This window comes from Pseudomonas sp. CAM1A (assembly GCF_047501685.1).
In the GTDB taxonomy this organism is placed as follows: domain Bacteria; phylum Pseudomonadota; class Gammaproteobacteria; order Pseudomonadales; family Pseudomonadaceae; genus Aquipseudomonas.
In genome coordinates this window covers 1-21,650 of the sequence record NZ_JBFNXP010000027.1, presented here as the reverse complement: position 1 = coordinate 21,650, position 21,650 = coordinate 1, and the positions used below count along the sequence as shown (strand labels likewise).

General features: G+C 63.2%; 11 protein-coding genes, 2 rRNA genes and 3 pseudogenes. 12 read left to right on the top strand and 4 right to left on the bottom strand.

The annotated features are described in order from the left end of the window. From ABZO33_RS26600 to ABZO33_RS26575, 6 genes and pseudogenes are all read left to right on the top strand, one after another. A pseudogene (locus tag ABZO33_RS26600) lies at positions 1–3,165 on the top strand (immunoglobulin-like domain-containing protein); the annotation flags it as partial. Positions 3,166–3,310: 145 nt separating this feature from the next. Beyond that, positions 3,311–3,466, top strand: a pseudogene (locus tag ABZO33_RS26595) (immunoglobulin-like domain-containing protein); the annotation flags it as partial. Further along, positions 3,461–5,227 (top strand): immunoglobulin-like domain-containing protein, encoded by a 1,767-nt coding sequence (locus tag ABZO33_RS26590; protein ID WP_414538472.1) that lies wholly within the window; start codon positions 3,461–3,463, stop codon positions 5,225–5,227. The pseudogene ABZO33_RS26595 and the gene ABZO33_RS26590, both read left to right, overlap by 6 nt. Continuing rightward, positions 5,218–6,705 (top strand): annotated as a pseudogene (locus tag ABZO33_RS26585) (immunoglobulin-like domain-containing protein); the annotation flags it as partial. The gene ABZO33_RS26590 and the pseudogene ABZO33_RS26585, both read left to right, overlap by 10 nt. Before the next feature lie 423 nt (positions 6,706–7,128). Then, positions 7,129–9,756: a type I secretion C-terminal target domain-containing protein gene (locus tag ABZO33_RS26580; RefSeq protein WP_414538474.1), complete on the top strand. Its 2,628-nt coding sequence runs from the start codon at positions 7,129–7,131 to the stop codon at positions 9,754–9,756. Between the two features lie 159 nt (positions 9,757–9,915). Further along, positions 9,916–10,257 (top strand): tryptophan synthase subunit beta, encoded by a 342-nt coding sequence (locus tag ABZO33_RS26575; protein WP_414538473.1) that lies wholly within the window; start codon positions 9,916–9,918, stop codon positions 10,255–10,257. A gap of 54 nt (positions 10,258–10,311) precedes the next feature. On the opposite strand, the gene lapD is transcribed toward ABZO33_RS26575, so the two are convergent. Next, positions 10,312–12,258 (bottom strand): cyclic di-GMP receptor LapD, encoded by a 1,947-nt coding sequence (gene lapD, locus ABZO33_RS26570; RefSeq protein WP_414538471.1) that lies wholly within the window; start codon positions 12,256–12,258, stop codon positions 10,312–10,314. 10 nt (positions 12,259–12,268) lie between these two features. Continuing rightward, positions 12,269–12,970: a cysteine protease LapG gene (gene lapG, locus ABZO33_RS26565; RefSeq protein WP_414538470.1), complete on the bottom strand. Its 702-nt coding sequence runs from the start codon at positions 12,968–12,970 to the stop codon at positions 12,269–12,271. A gap of 270 nt (positions 12,971–13,240) precedes the next feature. Here lapG and ABZO33_RS26560 point away from each other — a divergent pair, with 270 nt between their 5' ends. The 6 genes from ABZO33_RS26560 to ABZO33_RS26535 all read left to right on the top strand — a co-directional run bounded on the left by ABZO33_RS26560 (position 13,241) and on the right by ABZO33_RS26535 (position 20,959). Beyond that, a complete protein-coding gene (locus ABZO33_RS26560; protein ID WP_414538469.1) occupies positions 13,241–13,933 on the top strand; it encodes a GntR family transcriptional regulator in 693 nt (230 codons plus the stop codon). Between the two features lie 78 nt (positions 13,934–14,011). Next, entirely contained in the window at positions 14,012–14,572 is a 561-nt protein-coding gene (locus ABZO33_RS26555; protein ID WP_414538468.1) for a hypothetical protein, read from the top strand. A 742-nt stretch (positions 14,573–15,314) separates the two neighbouring features. Further along, positions 15,315–16,091 carry a DUF3050 domain-containing protein gene (locus ABZO33_RS26550; RefSeq protein ID WP_414538467.1) on the top strand — a complete coding sequence of 259 codons (777 nt, stop codon included), beginning with the start codon at positions 15,315–15,317 and terminating at the stop codon, positions 16,089–16,091. Then, positions 16,088–17,017, top strand: coding sequence for a diiron oxygenase (locus ABZO33_RS26545; protein WP_414538466.1), 930 nt, complete (start codon positions 16,088–16,090; stop codon positions 17,015–17,017). Before ABZO33_RS26550 ends, ABZO33_RS26545 begins: the two co-directional genes overlap by 4 nt. A 10-nt stretch (positions 17,018–17,027) precedes the next feature. After that, the gene (locus tag ABZO33_RS26540; RefSeq protein ID WP_414538465.1) at positions 17,028–20,459 is read left to right on the top strand and encodes an amino acid adenylation domain-containing protein; all 3,432 of its coding nucleotides are present in this window, start codon (positions 17,028–17,030) and stop codon (positions 20,457–20,459) included. A 32-nt stretch (positions 20,460–20,491) separates the two neighbouring features. Beyond that, positions 20,492–20,959, top strand: coding sequence for an SRPBCC family protein (locus tag ABZO33_RS26535; RefSeq protein ID WP_414538464.1), 468 nt, complete (start codon positions 20,492–20,494; stop codon positions 20,957–20,959). Between the two features lie 366 nt (positions 20,960–21,325). Here ABZO33_RS26535 and rrf (ABZO33_RS26530) read toward each other — a convergent pair. Both rrf (ABZO33_RS26530) and rrf (ABZO33_RS26525) read right to left on the bottom strand, forming a co-directional pair. Beyond that, a 5S ribosomal RNA gene (rrf, locus tag ABZO33_RS26530) occupies positions 21,326–21,441 on the bottom strand. A gap of 110 nt (positions 21,442–21,551) precedes the next feature. Beyond that, positions 21,552–21,650 (bottom strand): 5S ribosomal RNA (gene rrf, locus ABZO33_RS26525); the annotation flags it as partial.

The following is a 21,650-nucleotide window of genomic DNA, read 5'->3' as shown; positions in this document are numbered from 1 at the left end:
CTGGACCATGACCTGACCGTCACCTTGTCGAATGGCGACAAGGTGGTCATCCCTGCCGGCCAGACCGAAGCCGAGTACAAGGCCAAGGCTCAAGGTGATGACGTCTTCAAGGACGGCGACACCCTGACCGTCGGCATCACCGATGCCGCAGTCGACGGCAAAGCCTTCGAGAACCTGGAACTGGGCGGCAATGCCTCGGTTCAGATCACCGACACCATCAGCGAAGTGGTCGCGACCCTGACTGCAGACAAGACCACTGTGTCCGAAGGCGGCCAGATCACTTACACCGTCACTCTGACCAACGCCCAAGGGCTGGCGGTCAACGGCCACAATGGCCTGACCTTCACCTTGACCGATGGGACCAAGGTCACCATTCCGGCCGGCAGCGCCAGCGGTACCTTCACCATTACCGCTCCGGACGATGTGTTCGTCGGCGGCCAGCCTTCGATCGTCAACAAGATCGAGTCGGTTGCCGGTGGCGACAACTTCGAAAAACTGACCCTGGGTCAGGACGAAGTGAAGACCTCCGTCACCGACGAACCGGGTACCGGCACTCCGGGCACCGACAACCAGGGTGACAAGGTCACCGTCACCATCGTCGGCAAAGGCGATGTCACCGAAGACCAGCAGCCTGCCTTCACCGTCAAGGTCAGCCAGAAGCTCGACCATGACCTGACCGTCACCCTGTCCAACGGCGACAAGGTCGTTATTCCGGCCGGCCAGACCGAAGCCGAGTACAAGGCCAAGGCCCAAGGTGATGACGTCTTCAAGGACGGCGACACCCTGACCGTCGGCATCACCGATGCTGCCGTCGATGGCAAAGCCTTCGAGAACCTGGAACTGGGTGGCAACGCCTCGGTTCAGATCACCGACACCGTCAGCGAAGTCGTCGCGACGCTCACCGCCGACAAGACCACCGTTACTGAAGGCGGCCAGATCACCTACACCGTGACCCTGACCAATGCCCAAGGTCTGCCGGTCAACGGCCACAATGGCCTGACCTTCACCCTGACCGATGGCACCAAGGTCACCATTCCGGCCGGCAGCGCCAGCGGCACCTTCACCATCACCGCACCGGACGACGTGTTCGTCGGCGGCCAACCGTCGATCGTCAACAAGATCGAAGGCGTCACTGGCGCCGACAACTTCGAGAAACTGACCCTCGGCGACAACTCGGTCACCACCACCGTGACTGACGAGCCAGGTACCGGCACGCCAGGTACCGATAACCAAGGCGACAAGGTCACCGTCACCATCGTCGGCAAAGGCGATGTCACCGAAGACCAGCAGCCGGCCTTCACCGTCAAGGTCAGCCAGAAGCTCGACCATGACTTGACCGTGACCCTGTCGAATGGCGACAAAGTCGTCATTCCGGCCGGTCAGACCGAAGCCGAGTACAAGGCCAAGGCCCAAGGTGATGACGTCTTCAAGGACGGTGACACCCTGACCGTCGGCATCACCGATGCCGCAGTCGACGGTAAAGCCTTCGAGAACCTGGAACTGGGCGGCAATGCCTCGGTTCAGATCACCGACACCATCAGCGAAGTCGTCGCGACCCTCACCGCCGACAAGACCACTGTGTCCGAAGGCGGCCAGATCACTTACACCGTCACTCTGACCAACGCCCAAGGTCTGCCGGTCAACGGCCACAATGGCATGACCTTCACCTTGACCGATGGCACCAAGGTCACCATTCCGGCCGGCAGCGCCAGCGGTACCTTCACCATCACCGCACCGGACGATGTGTTCGTCGGCGGCCAACCGTCAATCGTCAACAAGATCGAGTCGGTTGCCGGTGGCGACAACTTCGAGAAGCTGACCCTCGGCGACAACTCGGTCACCACGACCGTGACTGACGAGCCAGGTACCGGCACGCCAGGTACCGATAACCAAGGTGACAAGGTCACCGTGACCATCGTTGGCAAAGGCGATGTCACTGAAGACCAGCAACCAGCCTTCACCGTCAAGGTCAGCCAGAAGCTCGACCATGACTTGACCGTTACCCTGTCGAATGGCGACAAAGTCGTTATTCCGGCCGGCCAGACCGAAGCAGAGTACAAGGCCAAGGCCCAAGGTGATGACGTCTTCAAGGACGGCGATACCCTGACCGTCGGCATCACCGATGCCGCCGTCGATGGCAAGACCTTCGAAAATCTGGAGCTGGGCGGCAACGCCTCGGTGCAGATCACCGACACCGTCAGCGAGGTCGTTGCGACCCTGACCGCGGACAAGACCACCGTCACCGAAGGCGGCCAGATCACCTACACCGTGACCCTGACCAACGCCCAAGGTCTGCCGGTCAACGGCCACAATGGCCTGACCTTCACGCTGACCGATGGGACCAAAGTCACCATCCCAGCCGGCAGCGCCAGCGGCACCTTCACCATCACCGCACCGGACGACGTGTTCGTCGGCGGCCAACCGTCGATCGCCAACAAGATCGAAGGCGTCACCGGCGCCGACAACTTCGAGAAATTGACTCTGGGTGACAACACGGTCACCACGAGCGTGACTGACGAGCCAGGCACCGGCACGCCGGGCACTGACAACCAAGGCGACAAGGTCTCGGTCACCATTGTCGGCAATGGCAATGTCACTGAAGACCAGCAGCCGTCGTTCACCGTCAAGGTCAGCCAGAAGCTTGGCCAGGACCTGACCGTGACCCTGTCGAATGGCGACAAGGTGGTGATCCCGGCCGGCCAGACCCAGGTCGAGTACAAGGCCGCGGCCCAGGGCGACGATGTGTTCAAGGATGGCAGCTCGCTGACCGTCGGCATCACCGATGCCGCAGTCACCGGCAAGACCTTCGAGAACCTCGAGCTGGGTGGTAACGCCACCGTGCAGATCACCGACACCATCAGTGAAGTGGTCGCCACCCTGTCCGCCGACAAGACCACCGTCTCCGAAGGCGGCCAGATCACCTACACCGTGACCCTGACCAATGCCCAGGGCCTGTCGGTCACTGGCCACAACGGCCTGACCTTTACCCTCAGCGACGGCACCAAGGTCACCATCCCGGCCGGCAGCGCCAGCGGTACCGCCATCATCACGGCGCCTGACGACGTCTTCGTTGGCGGCCAGGCCACCATCAGCAACAAGATCACCGGCGTCACCGGCGCCGACAACTTCGAGAAACTGACCTTGGGTCAGAACGAAGTGCAGACTTCCGTGACCGACGAGCCGGGCACCGGAACGCCAGGCACCGACAACCAGGGCGACAAGGTGTCCGTCACCATCGTCGGCAACGGCAACGAACGGCAACGTCACCGAAGACCAGCAGCCGTCGTTCACCGTCAAGGTCAGCCAGAAGCTTGGCTACGACCTGACTGTCACCCTGTCCAACGGCGACAAGGTGGTGATCCCGGCAGGTCAGACCCAGACCGAGTACAAGGCCGCTGCCCAAGGCGACGACGTGTTCAAGGACGGCAGCTCGCTGACCGTCGGCATCACCGATGCCACGGTGCCGGGCCATACCTTCGAGAACCTCGAACTGGGTGGCAATGCCACCGTGCAGATCACCGACACCATCAGCGAAGTCGTGGCCACCTTGTCCGCCGACAAGACCACCGTTTCCGAAGGCGGCCAGGTCACCTACACCGTGACCCTGACCAATGCCCAGGGTCTGCCGGTCAACGGCCACAATGGCCTGACCTTCACTCTGACCGATGGCACCAAGGTCACCATCCCGGCCGGCAGCGCCAGCGGTACTTTCACCATCACCGCACCGGACGACGTGTTCGTCGGTGGTCAGCCGACCATCAGCAACAAGATCACCGGCGTCACCGGCGCCGACAACTTCGAAAAACTGACCTTGGGTCAGAACGAAGTGAAGACTACCGTCACCGACGAGCCAGGTTCGGGCACCCCGGGCACCGGCAACCAGGGCGACAAGGTCTCGGTCACCATCGTCGGCAACGGCAACGTCACCGAAGACCAGCAGCCGTCGTTCACCGTCAAGGTCAGCCAGAAACTGGCGCAGGACCTGACCGTGACCCTGAGCAACGGTGCCAAGGTAGTGATCCCGGCCGGCCAGACCCAGGTCGAGTACAAGGCCGCCGCCCAGGGCGACGACGTGTTCAAGGACGGCAGCTCGCTGACCGTCGGCATCACCGACGCCGCGGTCACCGGCAAGACCTTCGAGAACCTCGAACTCGGCGGCAACGCCACCGTGCAGATCACCGACACCATCAGTGAAGTGGTCGCCACCCTGTCCGCCGACAAGACTACCGTCACCGAGGGTGGCCAAGTCACCTACACCGTGACCCTGACCAACGCCCAGGGCCTGTCGGTCACCGGCCACAACGGCCTGACCTTCACTCTCAGCGATGGCACCAAGGTCACCATCCCGGCCGGCAGCGCCACTGGCACCGCCATTATCAACGCGCCGGACGATGTGTTCATCGGCGGCCAGGCCACCATCAGCAACAAGATCACCGGTGTCACCGGTGCCGACAACTTCGAGAAACTGACCCTGGGTCAGAACGAAGTGAAGACCTCGGTCACCGACGAGCCGGGCTCGGGCACTCCAGGCACCGGCAACCAGGGCGACAAGGTCTCGGTCACCATCGTCGGCAACGGCGATGTCAACGAAGCCCAGCAGCCGTCGTTCACTGTCAAGGTCAGCCAGAAGCTCGACCAGGACCTGACCGTGACCCTGAGCAATGGCGCCAAGGTAGTGATTCCGGCCGGCCAGACCCAGGTCGAGTACAAGGCGCCGATCCAGGGCGACGACGTGTTCAAGGACGGCGGTCCGCTCACCGTTGGCATCACCGATGCCAGTGTGGTCGGCAAGACCTTCGAGAACCTCGAACTCGGCGGCAACGCCACCGTGCAGATCACCGATACCGTCAGCGAAGTGGTCGCGACCCTGTCCGCCGACAAGACCTCGGTTGCCGAGGGTGGCCAGTTCACCTACACCGTGACCCTGACCAACGCCCAGGGCCTGTCGGTCACCGGCCACAACGGCCTGACCTTCACCCTGTCCGACGGCACCAAGGTCACCATCCCGGCCGGCAGCGCCACCGGCACCGTGACCATCACCGCCAAGGACGACGTGTTCGTCGGCGGCCAGCCGAGCATCGTCAACAAGATCGAGTCCGTCACCGGTGGTGGCAACTTCGAGAAGCTGACCCTCGGCAGCAATACCCTGACCACMACGGCAACGTCACCGAAGACCAGCAGCCGTCGTTCACCGTCAAGGTCAGCCAGAAGCTTGGCTACGACCTGACTGTCACCCTGTCCAACGGCGACAAGGTGGTGATCCCGGCAGGTCAGACCCAGACCGAGTACAAGGCCGCTGCCCAGGGCGACGACGTGTTCAAGGATGGCAGCTCGCTGACCGTCGGCATCACCGACGCCGCAGTTACCGGCAAGACCTTCGAGAACCTCGAACTCGGCGGTAACGCCACCGTGCAGATCACCGACACCATCAGTGAAGTGGTCGCCACCCTGTCCGCCGACAAGACCACGGTTACCGAAGGCGGCCAGGTCACCTACACCGTGACCCTGACCAACGCCCAGGGCCTGTCGGTCACCGGCCACAACGGTTTGACCTTCACCCTGACCGACGGCACCAAGGTCACCATCCCGGCCGGCAGCGCCACCGGCACGGTCACCATCAATGCACCGGACGACGTGTTCGTCGGGGGCCAGCCGACCATCAGCAACAAGATCACCGGCGTCACCGGTGCCGACAACTTCGAAAAACTGACCTTGGGTCAGAACGAAGTGAAGACTACCGTCACCGACGARCCAGGTTCGGGYACMCCRGGCACCGGYAACCAGGGCGACAAGGTCTCGGTCACCATCGTCGGCAACGGCAACGTCACCGAAGACCAGCAGCCGTCGTTCACCGTCAAGGTCAGCCAGAAACTGGCGCAGGACCTGACCGTGACCCTGAGCAACGGTGCCAAGGTGATCATCCCGGCCGGCCAGACCCAGGTCGAGTACAAGGCCGCCGCCCAGGGCGACGACGTGTTCAAGGACGGCAGCTCGCTGACCGTCGGCATCACCGATGCCGCAGTCACTGGCAAGACCTTCGAGAACCTCGAACTCGGCGGCAACGCCACCGTGCAGATCACCGACACCATCAGTGAAGTGGTCGCCACCCTGTCCGCCGACAAGACCACCGTCGCCGAAGGCGGCCAGGTCACCTACACCGTGACCCTGACCAACGCCCAGGGCCTGTCGGTCACCGGCCACAATGGCCTGACCTTCACCCTGTCGGACGGCACCAAAGTCACTGTTCCAGCCGGCAGCGCCAGCGGCACCTTCACCATCACCGCCAAGGACGACCCGTACCTCGGTGGCCAGCCGAACATCGTCAACAAGATCGAGTCGGTCGCCGGTGGCGACAACTTCGAGAAACTGACCCTGGGCAGCAACACCGTCACCACCAGCGTCACCGACGAGCCGAGCGGCCAGGGCGACCTGACCACCGTCGGCATCAGCGGCGACACCTCGGTGACCGAAGGCGACACCGCCCACTACAACCTGACCCTGAGCAACCCGTCGAAGTCCGAGGTGACCATCACCCTGACCTACAGCGGCACCGCCACCGACGGCCAGGACTTCACCGGTGTGGTCACCGTGAAGATCCCGGCCGGCAGCAGCGGCACCACCTTCGACATCAAGACCATCGACGACAAGCTGGTCGAGGGTTCGGAGAACTTCACGGTCAAGATCAGCGGCGCCACGGGCGGCGGCTTCGAGAACCTGCAGGTCGACGCCGGCAAGTCCAGCGTCACCACCACCATCATCGACAACGACCATGCGCCGGTGTCGACCGGTGGCGCCGTGACCGGCAGCGAAGACACCGACTACGTGTTCAAGTGGGGCGACTTCAACGTCAGCGACGCCGATGGCAACACCGGCCTGTCGGTGACCATCAGCAAGCTGCCGGACCTGGGCAGCCTGAAGTTCTTCAACGGCACCTCGTGGGTCGATGTGTCGCTGAACCAGAACATCAGCCAGGCCGACATCGCCGCCGGCAAGCTCAAGTTCGTGCCACTGGCCAACCAGTCGGGCGTCGACGGCTATGGCGGCAGCGGCGTGGGCAACAAGCAGGCCGACTACGCGCAGATCAAGTACAAGCCCAACGACGGCACCAACGCCGGTGGCGAAGTGACCATGAAGGTCGATATCACGCCAGTGGCCGACAAGCCTGACCTGAACATCGGCAACAACAACGTCAACTCGATCGGCCTGCTCAAGGAAACCTGGAACAGCCTCACCGGCCTTGGCAGCAACGGCAACGGCCTCACCGGCGATGCGCTGAAGAACGTCTTCGCCAACTCCGGCAATGCCAGCAAGAGCGAGACCGTCACTGGGGTAGACACCGTGGCCACCGTGACGCCTGGTACCGGCTCGAAGACCTCCGGCCTGATCTATCTGGAAGCCGGCAAGACCTATTCGTTCAGCGGCACCGCCGACGACAGCCTGCAGATCGTCGTGGGCGGCAAGAACGTCGCCAGCGGCACCTGGGGCTCGGCCAGCGGCGCCATTTCCGGCAGCTTCACCCCGACCACCAGCGGCTACTACACCCTGGAGATCTACAACGCCAACCAGGCCGGCCCCGGCAGCCTGGACGTCAACATCAAGGTGGGCAACGGCGCGGTCACCGACCTCAACAGCTCGAACATCCCGCTGTACCCGAGCGTCAAGGACCTGACCAACGCCGGCGTGACCGTCGGCGACCTGCACGGCGGCAACAACCAGGGCTACTACGACGGTTACAAGCTCAACGAAGGCAGCGAGAACGGTGCCCCGGTCAAGCTGGTGGGCATCAGCACCAACCTGACCGACACCGATGGCTCCGAGTCCCTCAGCGTCAAGCTCAGCGGCATCCCGGCAGGCTCGGTGCTGGCCGACAACGCCGGCCACACCATCACCGTCGGCAAGGACGCGGTGGACGTCACCGGCTGGAACCTGGGCGGCCTGACCATCAAGCCACCGGCCTACTACCAGGGCCAGTTCGACGTGAAGGTAACCTCGACCTCCACCGAGAGTGTCGGCGGCAGCACCGCGACCAGCGAAGGCACCATCAAGGTCACCGTCTACCCGCAGAGCTACACCACCAGCAACCTGTCCTCGGACAGCGACAACATCACCGGCACCGACGGCAACGATGTGGTGGTGGCCGACGTCACCGGCCTGCACGTGGTACCGGGCCAGGACTACAACCTCGCCTTCATCGTCGACACCTCGGGCAGCATGGGCTCGTCCGGCGTGGATGCGGCGAAGAAGTCCCTGGAATCGGTGTTCAAGACCCTGGCCGCCAGCGTCAAGGGTGACCAGTCGGGTACCGTGAACATCCTGCTGGTGGACTTCGCCACCCAGGTCAAGAGCAGCGTTGCGGTGACCTTGAACGATGCCGGCCTGCAAACCTTGCTCAATGCCCTGAACACGCTCAATGCCAACGGCGGCACCAACTACGAGGATGCCTTCAAGACGACCGCCAACTGGTTCCAGTCTCTCAAGGCCGCAGGTAATACCGGCAGCAACCAGACCTTCTTCATTACCGATGGCCAGCCGACCTACTACCAGGCCAACGAGCAAGGCAACCCAAACCTGGGCACTAGCGGTAACAGCTTCGACAGCTACCTGGCCTCCATCAATTACAAGGCAGGCATGACGGTCAGCAAGTACCTGGACAACACGAACTACATCACCATCGGGAGCGACGGAGCGCTGACCGTACAGACCTATAGCCGGGGAAGCTGGAGCACAACGCTATCGGGTGACATTCGCGCCGACGGTATTGGTGGCTATGAACTGTCGACACGCGGAGGAAGTGGATCCAGCACAAGCAGCACCACCACGAACAACTCGCAAGACAGCTTCAAGCTCCTGTCAGGCTTGTCCACCGTCGAGGCCATCGGCCTCAACAACGGCGTCAACACCAACGACCTGAAACCGTACGACACCGACGGCAAGCCGCAGACCAACATCGACCCGAGCAAGCTGGCCGAGGCCATCCTCGGCCATACCGAAGTCACCCAGCCGGGCAACGACACGGTCAACGGCGGCGACGGCAACGACATCATCTTCGGCGATCTGATGGTCTTCGACGGTGTTGCCGGCACCGGTGTCGAGGCGATCCGTGGCTATGTCGCCGACAAGCTGGGCGTCGACGCGGGCAGCGTGGACGCGCGGGCGATGCACAAGTACATCACCGAGAACTATGCCGAGTTCGATGTCTCGCGCAGCAACGACGGTGCCGACACCCTGCTGGGTGGCAACGGCAACGACATCATCTTCGGCCAGGGTGGCAACGACTACATCGACGGCGGCAAGGGCAACGACATCCTGCTCGGTGGCACCGGCAACGACACCCTGCTCGGCGGCGAAGGCAACGACATCCTGTTCGGCGGTGCCGGCAATGACATCCTCATCGGCGGCAAGGGTGACGACATCATGACCGGTGGCAGCGGCGCCGACACCTTCGTGTGGAAGGCCGGCGACCTGGGCAAGGACGTGATCAAGGACTTCAAGGCCAGCGAAGGCGACCGCCTCGACCTGAGCGACCTGCTCCAGGGCGAGAAGGCCAGCACCATCGACAACTTCCTGAAGATCACCACGGTCAATGGCGAGTCTACCCTGCAAGTCAGCACCGAAGGCAAGCTCAACGCCGCCGGCGGCCTGGCCAACGCCGATGTGAGCATCAAGCTTGAAGGGGTGAACTGGTCCAACACCACGATCAACTCGTTGATCAGCGGTGGCGACCCGACCATCAAGATCGACAACTCCAACAGCTGATCCCCACCCCGCGGCAGCCGGCAACGGCCGCCGCGTCGGGGGCGGGCTTTCCCCGCCAACGCTTCACGCGCATACTCGTGCACCGGGCCTACACGCCCGGTGAACTTTGCCTATGCTGCTGACTACCAACAAGGAATCATCGTGACGAGGGATGCCGCCATGTTCTATGTGCAACGCGACGCCAGTGGCCAGTTGCTGCGTGTGGAAGCCGCCGCGTTTGATGAATTTACGGACATGGTCCCGGCCGACAGTGCCGAGATCCAGGAGTGGTTCGCCGACGACGTGGTGGAAAACAGCCTCAAGCAGCTCAAGCAGAGCGATCTGGACATGATCCGGGTGCTGGAAGACCTGATCGAGGTGCTGACTGCCAAGGGCGTGTTCAGCATCACCGACCTGCCGCCCGGCGCCCAGGCCAAGTTGCTCAACCGCTCCACCGCGCGCAAGGCGCTGGGCAGCCTGAACAACCTGATCGAGGAAGACGAGGAAGGCGGGCTGATCTGATCATGCTGGCGGCGCATCGCGGTGCGAATTGCCCCGCGATAACGCCGAGCCTGCTCAACGCCAGGGTGCCGGGCCACCCACCAGTTGCCCCTGGATGCCCTGCACGCCCATCTCCCGCAGCACCTTCAACTCCCCTTCGGTCTCCACCCGCTCGGCGATCAGCGGCAGGTCGATGCTGTGCGCCGCGCGCTGGATGGCTTCGATGAACAGGCGCTTGTGCCGTTCCTGGTCGATGTTGCGAATATAACCGCCGTCGATCTTCAGGTAGGCCAGCCCCAGGTGGGCCAGGTTGCCGATCATGCTGAAGCGCCCGCCGAAGCGTTGCAGTGCCAGGCTGAAGCCCAGGGTACGCAGGCGCCGGGTGAGTTGCTCCAGCACCGTCTGCTCGGGCAGTTGCTCCTCGCCGATCTCGAAGGTCAGCCGCTGCCCCAGCGCGCCGTGCTGCCCCAGCAGTTCATAGACCCGCTGCAACGCCTTGGGATCGGCCAGGGTCGCGGCCGACAGGTTCAACGCCAGCGCTTCACCATGCCCTTGCAGATGCTTGAGCACCTTCTCCAGCACCAGCAGGTCCAGCCGCGCCATCCAGCCGAAGCGCTCCAGCCAAGGCAGGAAGCGGCCGGCCGCCAGGGCTTCGCCCTCTTCGTCGTGCAGGCGCGAGATGACCTTGTAGTGCAGCACCCGCTCTGGGGCCTTGGCGTCCACCACCGGTTGGAAGAACAGCTCGAACTGCCCTTTGCCCAGCGCCTGGTCCAGGCGCGTGTGCCAGGCGTGGTGGCTGTCGGCGGCCTGGCCCGCGGCGCCCTGCTCCAGGCATACCCAGCCCGGCGTGGGCTGGCTCTCGGCGCGAGCCAGGGCCTCGTCGGCGAGCTTGAGCAGCGCTTGCGGCGCATCGCCTGGGCTGTAGGGGGCAAGGCCGATGCAGGCCACCGGGTCGACATCGCTGGCACCGGTCTCGTGCAGGCTCTGCAAGGTGGCTTCCAGGGCCTGGGCCAGCTGGATTGCCTCGTCATGCACCATGCCCGGCGCCAACACCGCGAACTCACCGCCACGGCTGCGAGTGATCAGGTCGTTGGTCTCCGGATAGTTCGCACAGGTGCGGCGCAGTTGCTCACCCACCGCCTGCAGCAACTGGTCGGTGCGCTGGCCACCCAGGCGGGCATTGAGCCCGGCCAGGTCCTGGACCCGCAGCAACAGCAGGTAGCCGCTACGGGCCTCCTCCAGGTTGCTGACCCGGGCATTGAGCTGCATTTCGAAGTAACGTCGGTTGGCAAGGCCGGTGAGGCTGTCCTGGTAGGACTCCGCACGCAGCTTCTCGCTGCGCTCGGCCTGCTCGGTGAACAGTGCCTTGAGCTTCTCGACCATCTGGTTCATCGCCTGCACCACTCGGCGCAGCTCGGGGGTGCGTGGCAGCTCGGGCAGGCTGAGGAACTCACGACGGGCGATGGCGTGGGACTGCGCCACCATGTAGTCGAGCGGGCGCAATTGGCGGCGCAGCAGCAGCGCTCCGAGCACCGCGCTCACCGCGCCGCACAGCAGCAGCCAGCCAAGGCTGCCCAGGGCGCTCTGCCAGAGTTTGCCCAGGGCGAACATCGGGTGGCTGATCACCTCGACCCGCGCCGCCTGCTGCCAGCCGCGGCTGACCAGGGCATCGCCGCCGGCCGGCTCCAGGCCGATGAGCTGGATGAACCAGCCCGGCACGCCGCCGGCGTCGGGTTCTGCGTGGCGCTCGACCAGCACGGCATTGGAGTCCAGGTCGATGACCTTGATACTCGAGTAGTAGCCACTGTCGAAAATCGAGCTGACCATCAGCTCGACCATCGCCGGGTCGTCGATGTTCGGCGTCAAAGACAACGCCAACGCAGTCGCGGCATCCTGCGCGTGGGAACGCAGCTGGTTGACGTACTGGCTGCGTGAGCTCTCCAGGCTGACCATGAAGCTGCCACTGAAGGCGATCACCAGGAACAGGCAAATGGCTAGCAGCAATTGTTTGAACAGTGACATCTGTGCTCCTTCAGTAAACCGGTTCGGCCGGGAACCCTTCGGCCTGCATTTTCTTCAGCAAGTCCTGCCAACGCGACAGGCGCTTGGTGTCGCCGACCTTCTTGTTGCCGCCCGCGCCGGTCAGCCACAGGCCTTCACCGTTGAAGGCATACACCGGTAGCAGGTCGGTGCGCTGGCTGGCCGGCTTGATCGCGTCCATCAGGCTGTCGAGCACCAGCGGCTGGGCCTGTGGGCTTGAATAATAGGTCAGGACCATGTGCGCACGGTTCTGGCGCAACGCCTTGACGTAGGTGATGCGTAGTTTTTCCGCCGGAATGCCCATGCGCCGCAGGCTGAAGTACTTGGCGATGGCATAGTCCTCGCAGTCGCCCGCACCCTTTATCAGCGATTGTACCGGGGTGGCCCAGTAATCGACCTCGTGCCACAGGTCGATGTCCTCGACATAGCGCAGTTGCTTGTTGAAGAACAGGTTGACCACCTGCAGCTGCTCCATTTCGCTGCCCTGCTTCTGTGTCGCCAGCAGGTTCTGCCAGGCATCGATACGCCCCTGCCCCGCCCCCATCGGGCCATAGAGCGCCTGGGCGCGGCGGCTGATCTGCGAGAAGTCCCAATCCGCCTGGGTGACACCCAGCCACAGGCAGCCGAGCAGCACGGCAAGGCCGAGCCGGCGTGCGGTCGCATTGAGAGGCCAAGGTATCGCCACTGCGGACACCCGTTCAGATCAGTCGAAAGCAGCGATGGTGCGGGCTGGAGGCGCAAAAGACAATGGCACCGTGCGATCATGCTGCCAACTGTCGGCAAACCCGCTTCGTACAAGGGCTGGCGACCTTGGCTGTCTTCCCAATGCCGGCAACTTGCTTCACGATAGCCGCGTTTTGACTCTGCGCCACGGCGCATCGCTTGATCAATCCGTTTGACAAGCGCCCCCTTCCCTCACTAGGGTTATTGGATCCAATTTTCATGTTGCCGAGGCGAACCCCGCGTGGCTGAGAAACCCAAACTCCTGAGCACCGTACTGGGCAGCGAACAAGTACCGCCGCACCTGGCCCGGGGTGTTATCGAAGAGCGCCTGCGCAGTGCCATCCTCGATGGCCGCCTGCCACCGGGCACCGCCGTGCGCCAGCAAGAGCTGGCGACCCTGTTCGGTGTCAGCCGCATGCCCGTGCGCGAGGCGCTGCGCCAACTCGAAGCCCAGTCCCTGCTGCAGGTGGTGATGCACAAAGGCGCCGTGGTAGCGCCATTGATCGGTGAGGACGCCGTCGACACGTATGCCCTGCGCGTGCTGCTCGAGACCGAGGCGTTGCGCCAGTCGATCCCCTTGCTCGATGCCGACGACATCGCCCAGGCCAGGGCGTACATCCGCCAGCTGGAGACCGAGACCCGTCACGCCGAAATCGGCCGGCTCAATCGCCTGTTCCACATGGCCCTCTACAGCAAGGCGCAGAACCAGAAGCTGCTGCGCATGATCGAGATCGAGTTGAACGAAGAGGAACGCTTCCTGCGCTTCCATCTGTCCTCGATGGGCCTGGGCAAACTCACCCAGGATGACCACATTGCCCTTGTCGATGCCGCCAACGACAAACTGGTGGACGAGGCCGTGAAACTCCTGGAAGAGCACCTCAACCACGCCGCGCGCACCATCAGGAAGTATCTCGACAGGCAATCGGCCAACTGATCCTGCCCAACCGCGCAGCCGCCCCTGGCGACCACCCTGCTGCGCCGACTCGATCCGCCACAAGGAACGGCAGTGCACGTGCAGACTCGACAGGACACCACGCCCGACCAGCCGTCCAGGATTCGCCTGATCTGCCTGGCAAGCACACGGCAGCAACTTGCCCAGTACCGCACCTGGGCAAGGACCCTGAGCGACCCCATCGAGCTGGTCGCGGTCGATGTCCCCTCCATTGCCGGCCTCGAACAATCCCTGCCCATTTCCGGGCGCCTGACCCAGGCCCTGGTCGAACAGCTTCAGCCCTACCTCGCGCAACCACATGCCGTGTTTGCCCAAGGCCTGGGCGCGCACATTGCCTTGGCCCTGATCCAGCAGGTGCAAGGTGCTTGCCCGGGCCTGACCCGTCACTTGTTTGTTTCAAGCTGTGACAGCCCACAATTCAGCACCACCGACCTGCCCCTGCATATCCCCATGACCGTGCTCTATCCGCCGGGCTCGCTGGCAGCGATGCTCGGCTGGCACAGCCTGGTACGCCGGGAGCTGGAGCTGATTGAGCTACCGGCTCAAGCGGTCGATACTTCGCTGCTGAACCAGCGCCTGGTGCGCATCTTCAACGCCCACCTCGGGTTGCTGAGCTTCTAGGCTCTGTGCGAAAAGTCTTGAGACGCAGGTCAGGCAAGGCGAAAACAGCCGAGCAAGCGCAGTGTACTGGAGTACATGAGCATTCCGAGGCTGTTTTCAACGCAGCATGAACAAGTATCAAGGCTTTTCGTACAGAGCCTAATCCTCCCCTTGCCATCCAAGCGCTGATCAAGGCTTTTCCGCTGCCTGGTCAGTGCCTGGCCATGGCAGTGCCAGTATTTTGGGCACACTCTACCCCCCGCAGCGGCCGCTGATCATCAGACGTGGACCTGGCCGTCTGCCTCCTCATTCACCTGCAGAAGGAACCTGGCACCGGGGCAAGGACCGCAAGCGATCAGCCGCCCCTCAATAGTCAATCTCGCCATCTCCGTTCATTCGTGCTCCGAGTGAGGCATTCACTCTGTGTCTATTTTTCTGATCGTTAATTATCGGAAGGAGCACGCATTGCCAAAATAAAACTTACCCAATGTTTTATTCAGGCACTTATATTTCAAGAAAAGTCCGAACATAAAATAATCAAAAAAACAATTGCGGCGAACTTTGAAGTTGTTCTAACTTTTATATCGCCAGCCAAGGGCGGCCAGGCGTCACCGTGGACGCCCTGCCAAACAAGCCCTGCCGGCCTCTGCCTGTTGTTCGAATTCGAGTTTCCACTCGAGGCCTTCATTCGCCCGGCATTTATATGCCCTGCAACTTCCAGAGCAATAACGTCCCTGCATACCTACCCTAAACGGACCTCATCATGAGCACATTGAAGCGCACACTTTCCGACAAGAAACATGAACTTTCCCTGCACCCGCTATTTTCCGAAATCGATTCTCTGGAGACGCTGCGTGGGTTCATGGAAACCCACGTGTTCGCCGTCTGGGACTTCATGTCGCTGACCAAGCGCCTGCAGCAGGAACTGACCTGCGTCAGCCTGCCCTGGCTGCCACCGACAGACCCGGCTGCGGCGCGCCTGATCAACGAGATCGTCCTGGGCGAGGAATCGGACGATCGCCTCGATCAGGGTCACTACAGCCACTTCGAACTGTACCTCGATGCCATGCGCGAAGTCGGTGCCTGCACCCAGGCCATCGAGCGCTTCGTCAGCCTGCAGCAACAAGGCGTCGCGGCATTCGACGCGCTGCAACGCTGCGGCGCCAGTGAAGCCGCGCAGCGGTTCGTTCGCGACACCCTCGAAGTGGCCATCGAGGCACCGGCCCACCAGGTTGCCGCCGCCTTCTTGCACGGACGAGAAAGCGTCATTCCATCGATGTTCCAGCAAATTCTTGACGAGTGGGGCATCGGCACCGAGCAGGCACCGACCTTCCGCTACTACCTGCAACGTCATATCGAAGTCGACTCCGAGGACCACGGCCCCGCCGCCGAGCAATTGCTGGCACGTCTGGTCGATCACGATCCACTGCGCCAGGAAGACGTCTACGTGGCCGCTATCGCCGCGGTGGATAGCCGCATGGCCCTGTGGGACCGCCTGCGCACGTCGCTGAAAACGGCTGTTGCCGAGGTCACCCCATGAATGCCCTCGAGTATCGCTCCTTTGCCGAGGCCTGGGAGGCCAGGGCGACCATTCGCACCCGGCCGCGGCGCCTGGTGGAGGATGACCAGCGCCTGATCTACCCCCTGAGCCGCCAGCCCCTGGTGCTCGGCGCGACGTTCCAGCGCGAGTGCCCGCAGCTGCGCGACTTCGTGCTGGTACAGAGCCTCTACAAGTTCATCAATGATGTGGTGATCTTCGAGACCGAGATCGTCGACCGCACCGCCCGGCGCATCGCCAAGGACCGCTTTGCCGTACGTTTCCCCTTCGCCTGCCGCTACGACGCGATGACCGTGGTGGTGGACGAGGACTATCACGCCCTGGTGGCGATGGACTTCCTGCAGCAGACCATCGCCCTGACCGGGATCGAACCGATCGCCCTGCCCCAGGAAATCGAACTCAGCCGCGCCATTCCAGCCGTGCTGGAACAGGTGCCCGAGGCCCTGCGTGACGCCCTGGAACTGATCTGCGTAGGCATCGCCGAGAACACCCTGACCGACGATGTCGCGGCCTTTGCCCGCGACGACTCGGTCAAGCCCTCGGTGAAGGGCCTGATGGCCGATCACCTGCTGGACGAAGGTCGTCACTCAAGCTTCTGGGCGCGCCTGACGCGCATCTACTGGCATACCGCGCCCGAGGCGGATCGCCAGATGATCGCCAAGGTACTGCCGTTGTTCCTGCGCCAGTACCTGACCAACGATATCCAGCAGGCTTTCGACTGTGCCCTGATCGACGCCTTGCCGGTGAGCGATACGGTGCGCCAGGCCCTGCGCGAGGAAGCGCTGGGCCTGGCCTACCCGATCAACCGCCAGCATCCGCTGCTAGGCAACATCCTGCGTTTCTTCCGCAGCAGCTCGATGCTCGAGTCGCCCTGCGTACAGGACGCCCTGCGCGACTATCTGCCCTGAGGACCTAGACATGAGACGCCTCGACATACTCCTGGTGGGTACCAGCCCGCCCCTGGAGGAGTTCGCCCGCCTGCTCGCCGAGCACGGACATGGCTCGGCCAGGGCCGATAGCGCCCAGGCTCTGCCCCGGCAGCTGTCGGCCCATCCTGACCTGGTGGTGGAGGATGGCAGCCTGGCACTGAGCAGCAGTGATTGGCAGCCCTTGGGCGGCACGCCGCTGCTCAGGCTGCGCCTGGGTGCGAGCTGCGCCGACACCCTGCCGCACCTGGAGGCCCTGTGCTGGTGCGGCAGTGCCAGCGCCCAGCGGCTGATCCATCGGGTGCCGATCCAGACGCCGCGCTCCGGTAATGGCCAACAGCTGCGTGAGGACACCTTGCAAGCCCTGTGCGAGCAACTGGCACTGCAGGTCACCCGCTTCGCCCGCAACCCGTTGCATCTGCAAGAAACGCCTGCGGTAAGCCCGGGAGACCAGGAGCGTGAGCACGGCCTGGACTGGCTGGACACTTTGGCCTACCGACACCCGTTCAACCGCACACTGCGCGCCGACTTGCTGGAGAAGGCCGAAACTGACCTGATCGGCGGCCTGGAACACAGCCTGCGTGTGCACGCCGGGTCTCCTGCCGTGAACCACGACTGCCAGCGTTGCACTTATGAGCAACTGCATGCCCGCGCCGCCGTCATCCAGCAGGCCTTGTTGCCACTGTTGCCCAAAGCCGGGGAACAGCCGCCTGTGATCGCCGTGTGCATGGGCAAGTCACCCGTGCTCTACGCCAGCCTGTTGGCGGTGCTGGGGTGCGCCGCCATCTACCTGCCACTGGACCCGGCCACGCCGGCCGAGCGCCGCCAGCTGATCCTCGCCGACGCTGGCGCCTGCGTCATGCTGCACGACGGCCAGACGCCTGTGGATATCCCTGATGTGGATGTGCGCAACCTTCCTTTGCCGCAGGACTTGCCGCTGCCCAGCCTGGCGTTGCGCCAGGCTGCGGCCGAGCAGGCCTGCGTGGCGATCTATACCTCCGGCACCACCGGCCAACCGAAAGGCGTGTTGCTCAGCCAGGGCAACCTGGCGCACTTCATGGCCTGGTACCGCGAGCATGTGGGCCTGGACCGGCACAGCCGGGTCCTGCAGTTCTCCACCATCGGCTTCGATGCCTCGCTGCTGGATATCCTGCCGACGTTCGCCTGTGGCGCGGAACTGGTCTTGCCCAGTGAGGACCAGCGGCGCGATCCGCAGCTGCTGGTGAAACTTATCCACAGAGAGGAGGTGAGCCACGCGTTCCTGCCACCGGCGCTGCTGAGCATTCTGCCCCGGGATCTCCATCTGGGCCTGCGCCATCTGGTCACCGGCGGCGACGTCTGCGAACCGGAGGTCATCGCTCGATTGGCCGGGCAATGCCGGATGCACAACATCTATGGGCCGACCGAAACTACCGTGCTGGCCACGACCCGGGTGTTCGACACAGGCGACGACAACCGCAACCTGGGGCTGCCGATTGCCAACACCCAGGTGCTGATACTCGACCAGCACCTGCAACCGGTGTGTGAGCAGACCCCCGGCGAGCTGTACATCGCCGGGCCAGGTGTAGGCCTGGGTTACCTGAACAACCCCGAGCTGAGCGCCGAGCGCTTCGTCGAGCTGAGCTTGCCCGCGGGCCGCACACTGCGCGCCTACCGCACGGGGGATATCGGCAAATGGACCGAGCAGGGCATCGAGCTGTGCGGCCGGCGAGACAACCAGGTGAAGATCCGTGGTTTCCGCGTCGAACCCGAGGAAATCGAGCACTGCCTGCGCGATAGCCAGCTGTTCGCCCAGGTGGCAGTGGTGATCGACGCCCAACGGCGGGTCCTGGCCTTCCTTGCCCACCCGCAAAAGGCCGATGCTGAAACCTTGCTGCGCGAGCATGCCGAGCGATACCTGCCGGACTACATGCGCCCAATGTTCTATCAGGTACTGCAGCAGATGCCCTATACCGCCAACGGCAAGGTGGATCGCCGGGCGCTGTCGTTGCGTCCACTGGCATTGCCGTCCAGCCAGCGCATCGAACCACGGACAGCGACCGAGGAGCGCCTGCGCTGCCTGTGGAGCACGCTGCTGGAGCTCCCACCAAGCGAAATTTCCGTCGACGACAGCTTCTTCAACCTCGGCGGTCACTCCATCCTGCTATCGCGCCTGCTGCTGGAGATCAGGGAGCACTTCGGCCAGGGGGTGGCCATCAACCGCTTCATCGAACAGCCCACCCTGCAGCGCCTGGGCGCACTGCTCGATGGCGATAACGAGGCGTTGCAGACCTCCCTGGTACGCCTGGAGCAGGACGCCAACCGCGAACTGGGCCTGCAGGTACAACCGCTGGAGCGCCTGGGCGATGTGCACAAGGTAATCGTCACCGGGGCCAACAGCTTCCTTGGCGTGCATCTGGTCGAGGCCCTGCTGGAGTGGGGCGCGAGTGAAGTCGCCTGCCTGGTACGCAGCGCCAGTGGGCTATCCGCCGATGAGCGCTTCTCCCAGGCCCTGCGAGACAACCACATCACCCTGGATCGCAGCCGCGTCCGGGTATTCGAAGCAGACCTGCGCAAGCCACTGCTGGGCCTGGCACAAGCCGACTACGACTACCTGGACAGCAACTACGGCGCATTGCTGCACAACGCCGCGCAGGTCAACCATGTGCTCGACTATGAGGTGCTGGCCGCCGACAACATCGAGCCGTTGTTCGAATGCCTGCGACTGTGCGAGGGCCGCCGCAAGAAGATCTTCAACTTCGTCTCCACCCTGTCCGCCTGCAGCGCCGTGGATGGCGAGGGCCATGTGCTGGAGAGCGACCCGGCCGGCACCCCGCCGATCTACATCCGCAACGGTTACAACCTGAGCAAATGGGTCGGCGAGCGCATCCTCAGCCGTGCCCGTGAGCAGGGCGTGTGGGTCAACCTGTTCCGCCCCGGCAACATCACCTTCGATAGCCGAACCGGGGCCTGCCAGCCTCAGCGCAACCGGCTGATGCTGATGCTCAAGGGCTCGCTGCAGTTGGGCCAGGTACCGGAGCTTGAGATCGACTTCGACCTCATGCCGGTGGACTTCCTGTCCCGCTTCATCGCCTTCCACAGCAGCCGTCACCAGGCCGGCCAGTGCGTGTTCAACCTGCACAACCCCGAACCCCTGCGCTGGCGTGACTACCTGGCTTCGTTCCATGCCCAGGGCCATGCCTTCGAACTGGTCAGTATCGAGCAATGGCAGCGCCAGTTGGCCAGGGTCGATAGCGACAACGCGCTGTACGACGTCCTGGGCTTCTATCTGGACGGTTTCGAGGAAGACATCGGTGACATCTCCGGCATCGCCCACGACAACGCCCGCGCCGGCGTGCAGCGCATGGGCGCCCGTTACCCGAGCAAGGACCCGGCGCTGCTCAGCCGCGGCTGCCGCTACCTGGCCGACATCGGCTTTATCTGATCCCTTTCATGTACAACAGGAGCAACATCCCAATGCAAGCACTCAAACCCGATACCCTGATCCGCAACCCGCAAGGCTGTCTGGTGGTTTCGAGCGTGGAGATCGCCGCGCCGGCGGCCAATGCGTGGAACATCGTCGGCAACTTCGCTGGCTTCCCGGTGTTCATTCCTGCCCTGACGCATATCGAGATGACCGGCAGCGGTGTGCGCTCGGTGCGCAAGAAACTGTTCAAGGATGGCAACGTGGTGATCGAGCAGTTGAACACCCGTGACGATCAGGCCATGAACATGACCTGGAGCCTGATCTACACCAGCTTGAACATCGGCAACCTGTGGGCGGCCATGCAAGTGCAGGCGATCGACGCCAGCCGCAGCCGTGCGACCTGGACCATCCAGGCCGAGCCTTGGGAAGGTGGCCCGGAGGCACTGCCGAGCTTCCAGGCGTTCCTGCAGGGCTTTGCCGATGAAGCGATGGGCAATGTGCGTAACCTGCTGAGCTGATACCACTGGCAGGGGCTTATGCCCCGGTAACAAAAAAGGCCGCTCCCAACCGGGAGCGGCCTTTTTTTGTCTTGGATATCAGGAAGCCCGGGGGATAGCTGTTCAGGCTGCGCTTTCGCGCAGGGTACAGGCTTTCAAGCATCACCAGCGTGGGAGCGGGCTTGCCCCGCGATGCGGGGTATGGCACCGGCTTCGCCGGTGATCGCGGGGCTAGCCCGCTCCCACGCTGGTGATACTTGCAACTTTGTTCCCTGCGAGGCAGCCCAGTCCAAGGCGCTGGGCTATCTCATACACCAATCACGCGCATCGATACCCTGAAAAGACAAAGCCCCTGATCGCATCGCGATCAGGGGCTTCGGAATTGAATCTTGACGATGACCTACTCTCACATGGGGAAACCCCACACTACCATCGGCGATGCATCGTTTCACTGCTGAGTTCGGGATGGGATCAGGTGGTTCCAATGCTCTATGGTCGTCAAGAAATTCTGTGTGCTGGTCCGTCCTGAAGGACGTACCTGCGAATCTCTGTAGTCTCTACTTAAAGACAAAACCCCTACCTGCTCACGCAGATAGGGGTTTTGCGAAATGAATCTTGACGATGACCTACTCTCACATGGGGAAACCCCACACTACCATCGGCGATGCATCGTTTCACTGCTGAGTTCGGGATGGGATCAGGTGGTTCCAAT